A 3,440-nucleotide genomic window follows, 5' to 3' on the forward strand; every position below is an offset into this window, starting at 1 on the left:
ACCCAAGCCGAGTTCGCCTGTACGGCGTGCGGGCATACCGCGCACGCCGACGTGAACGCGGCTGTCAACATCCTCAGGGCAGGGCTTGCCCTTCGCCTGGCCGCGCAAGCGGCTTAGCGAGAAGCCGCTCCCCTTCAGGGAGCGGAGGAGTCACCGGGTCAGATCTCGAACTCGGCCACCGGCCGCACCACGACCGCCCCTCCGCCACGCGCGCCGGGGCAGCGGGCGGCCCAGTCGAGCGCGACGTCGAGGTCGGGCACGTCGATGACGTAGTAGCCGCCGAGGACCTCGCGGGTCTCGGCGAACGGCCCGTCGGTGACGGTCCGCTCACCTGCCGGGCCGACCTGGACGGTCGTGGCGGTGGTCAGGTCGGCCAGCGAGTCCCCCGCGACCCAGATCCCCGACTCCTTGACCGCCTTGTCGTAGCTCATCCAGTCCTCGAAGCTGCCCTCGCCGGCCGCGTCGTTCGTCGCGGCGCTGTAGATCAGCAACATGTATTTCATGGTCCGACTCCTTTGTGATCTGTTCCGTCCTCGCGCGGCGGGTCGCCGTACACCATGACGACGAATGGGACCAGGTCGGATCGACACGCCCCGGAGATTTCGCGCCGAGGATTTCGGCGGGCCTCGGCCGGCATGGCATCCGCGAGTCGCCGGCTCGGCGAAGCCGCCGGGGCGAACGATCACCTCGACCTGGGCATGCGCCACAGCTCAACGGTGATCGCGGTATTTCGACTGGTCAGGCATGTTGCTTACGAGCATACGCACCGGGAGCCATGGGCTCGGACCGGGAGGCCGGGGGCCGGACGGTGGTCGACTGGAAGGTCCTCGGGAGTCGGTTCGAGGCCTTGGCGTCGAGGTCCTGAAATGGTTCAGCGGAGGTTCCTCGATCACAGAGGAACCTCCGCTGACGCGACGCGTGAGATCAGGCGGTCGCCGGGGGGATGTTCTGGTTGAGCCGGAACAGGTTGGTCGGGTCGTACTCGGCCTTGATCGCCCTGAGCCGGTCCCAGGTCGCGCCCGGGTACGCGGCCCGGACCCGGTCCGCGCTCTCATCCTGCAGGAAGTTGACGTACGCCCCGGAGTCACTCTGGCGAAGGGCCTCCGAGAACTCGATCACCCAGGCCTCGCGAACGGCCCGCTCCTCGGCGCCCTCGTAGAACGCCGCGACGTTCACCATGATCTTGCTGTTGCGGTGCGCGAACGCGGTGGCGTCGACCGGCACGCGGGCCATCTCCCCGCCGAGCACCCGGAGCTGTACGGCGCGCATGGACGCGTCGGAGGACTCCAGATACTCCACGATCGTGTCGGCCACATCGCCGTCGACCCCGTCGATGAACATCGTCCGCGCCACCGCGGTCGCTTCCTCGGCTTCCTCCTCCGGCGGGAACATCCCCGAGTAGGGCATGGTCTGGATCATGTCGGCGAGAGGCGTGGCCAGCGCGCGGAACGGCGCGATGGCCTCGTTACCGGCCTCGGTGTCGCCGGCGTAGGCCATGAGGGCGATGAGGATCAGCTGACCGTGCTGCTCCTCGGGCAGGAACGGCATCGGGGGCGCGGGCATGACGTTGGCGATCGTCGAGAGCTCCTCCGGCGCGGCCTCCGCCGCGGCGATGAACGAGGCGATGATCTCGGACGTCGCCGGCAGCATCAGCATCCCGCCCACGATCGACTCGACCGGGTGCAGCCGGAAACGCAGACGGGTGACGACACCGAAGTTGCCGCCGCCGCCGCGGATCGCCCAGAACAGGTCAGGATGGGTCTCCTCGTCCACGTGGAGCAGCTCGCCATCCGCGGTCACGACCTCGGCGGCCAGCAGGTTGTCGATGGCGAGGCCATGCTTGCGGACGAGGAACCCGACGCCGCCTCCGGTCGTGATCCCGCCGATCCCGACGGAGCCGGTGTCCCCGAAACCGGTGGCCAGCCCGTGCTCACCCACCGCGGTGGTGTACCCGCCCGCGGTCAGCCCGCCCTGGGCCCACGCGGTCCGGCCCTCGACATCGATCTCCAGCGCGTTCAGGTCTCTGAGGTCGAGCACGATGCCGCCCTCGGAGACACTGTGGCCGGCGTTGCTGTGGCCGCCGCCCCGGACGGCCAGTTCTATCCCGCTCTCGCGGGCGAACGTGATGACGCGCGCGACGTCGGCGGCGTCGGCCGCCCGCACGATGGCCGCCGGCCGGCGGTCGAATCCGCCGTAGTAGACGGCCCGCGCCTGGTCGTACCCCTCGTCATCCGGCTCGATCACCCTACCGCTGATGGTGTCACGAAGGCTTGAAATCGTGACAGGGGAGACATTTACATGCATAAGGGAACTCCTTCGCGGCTGTCTTGGCCTGCCGCTCGTCGCTGACAGAGAATGCCGTGCTCATGTTCCCGCGATGACGGAGTCATCAATCAGGGATTCAACTCTATGAATGATTCCGTGTGGAGAATCGGCTTTCAACCCGAATAGGGGTAGGGGTGGGGTCGTCAAACCGCCGCGCCCTGTCAGGCTGGGAGGCTGGCCACCTGGCGGCGCACACGGGCGATCCCCCATGCCTTTTTCGACACGCTTTGTCCGAAAAGAGGTCTTTTCACGGCGGTCGCCGCGGCGCGCGGTTCCCGGCGCACGCTGGGAGATGCGCCCTCGCCCGCGCGGCGACATGCTGGGCCGTGGGCCCGACGACATCCGTTTCACGAGCGGCCGACAGCGGCCGGTGAAGAAAGGTGGAGGCACCGGTGACCGAATGCCGAATCTGCGGCGGTGTGGTCGAGGAGTTCCTGGATCTCGGACGCCAGCCGCTCTCCGACGCTTTCCCGCGCCCGGACGACGTCGACGGTGAGTTCTTCTACAGGCTCGCCGTCGGACACTGCGTGGACTGCACGATGGTCCAGTTGATGGAGGAGGTTCCGCGCGAGCGGATGTTCCACGAGGACTACCCGTACCACTCGTCCGGCTCTTCGGTGATGCGGGAGCACTTCACCCGGACCGCGCTGAACTTCATCGAGACCGAGCTCACCAGCGAGGACCCGTTCTTCGTCGAGATCGGCTGTAACGACGGGGTCCTGCTGCGGACGATCGCCGAGTCCGGGATCCGCCACCTGGGATTCGAGCCCTCCGTGGGCGTGGCGAACGTCGCCCGGGAGCGGGGTGTGCGCGTACGTACCGACTTCTTCGAGGAGTCGACCGCCGCCGCCGTCCGCGAGTCCGACGGGCCGGCCGACGCGATCTTCTCGGCCAACACCATCTGCCATATTCCGTACCTGGACTCGCTCCTCCGCGGTGTGGACGCGCTGCTCACCCCCACCGGCATCTTCGTCTTCGAGGACCCCTATCTGGGGGACATCGTGAAGAAGACGTCCTTCGTCGTCGTGGACGACCACGCCCGGTATCTCCCGCACCGCGTCCAGAGTCAGCGGGTGTACGGGGAACGGCACGTACGAGGGGTGTACGGGGAACGG

General features: G+C 67.9%; 4 protein-coding genes. 2 read left to right on the top strand and 2 right to left on the bottom strand.

What is annotated here, in order from left to right; genetic code table 11:
- On the top strand, nt 1-117 hold a 117-nt coding region (locus tag AB0B89_RS35485), incomplete at its 5' end, for a zinc ribbon domain-containing protein (protein WP_358561892.1).
- 41 nt (nt 118-158) lie between these two features.
- On the opposite strand, the gene AB0B89_RS35490 is transcribed toward AB0B89_RS35485, so the two are convergent.
- Nucleotides 159-503, bottom strand: coding sequence for a YciI family protein (locus tag AB0B89_RS35490; protein WP_358561885.1), 345 nt, complete (start codon nt 501-503; stop codon nt 159-161).
- A gap of 421 nt (nt 504-924) precedes the next feature.
- On the bottom strand, nt 925-2,244 hold the full coding sequence (locus AB0B89_RS35495) for an FAD-binding oxidoreductase (RefSeq protein ID WP_358561886.1): 1,320 nt from the start codon (nt 2,242-2,244) through the stop codon (nt 925-927).
- A gap of 473 nt (nt 2,245-2,717) precedes the next feature.
- On the opposite strand from AB0B89_RS35495, the gene AB0B89_RS35500 reads away from it, so the two are divergent.
- On the top strand, nt 2,718-3,440 hold a 723-nt coding region (locus tag AB0B89_RS35500), incomplete at its 3' end, for a methyltransferase (protein WP_358561889.1).

Source organism: Sphaerisporangium sp. NPDC049002, assembly GCF_040649355.1.
GTDB lineage: Bacteria > Actinomycetota > Actinomycetes > Streptosporangiales > Streptosporangiaceae > Sphaerisporangium.

Bases quoted from the DNA above. Each gene is read 5' to 3' on its own strand.
- AB0B89_RS35490 (WP_358561885.1), bottom strand. From the start codon at position 503: ATGAAATACATGTTGCTGATCTACAGCGCCGCGACGAACGACGCGGCC.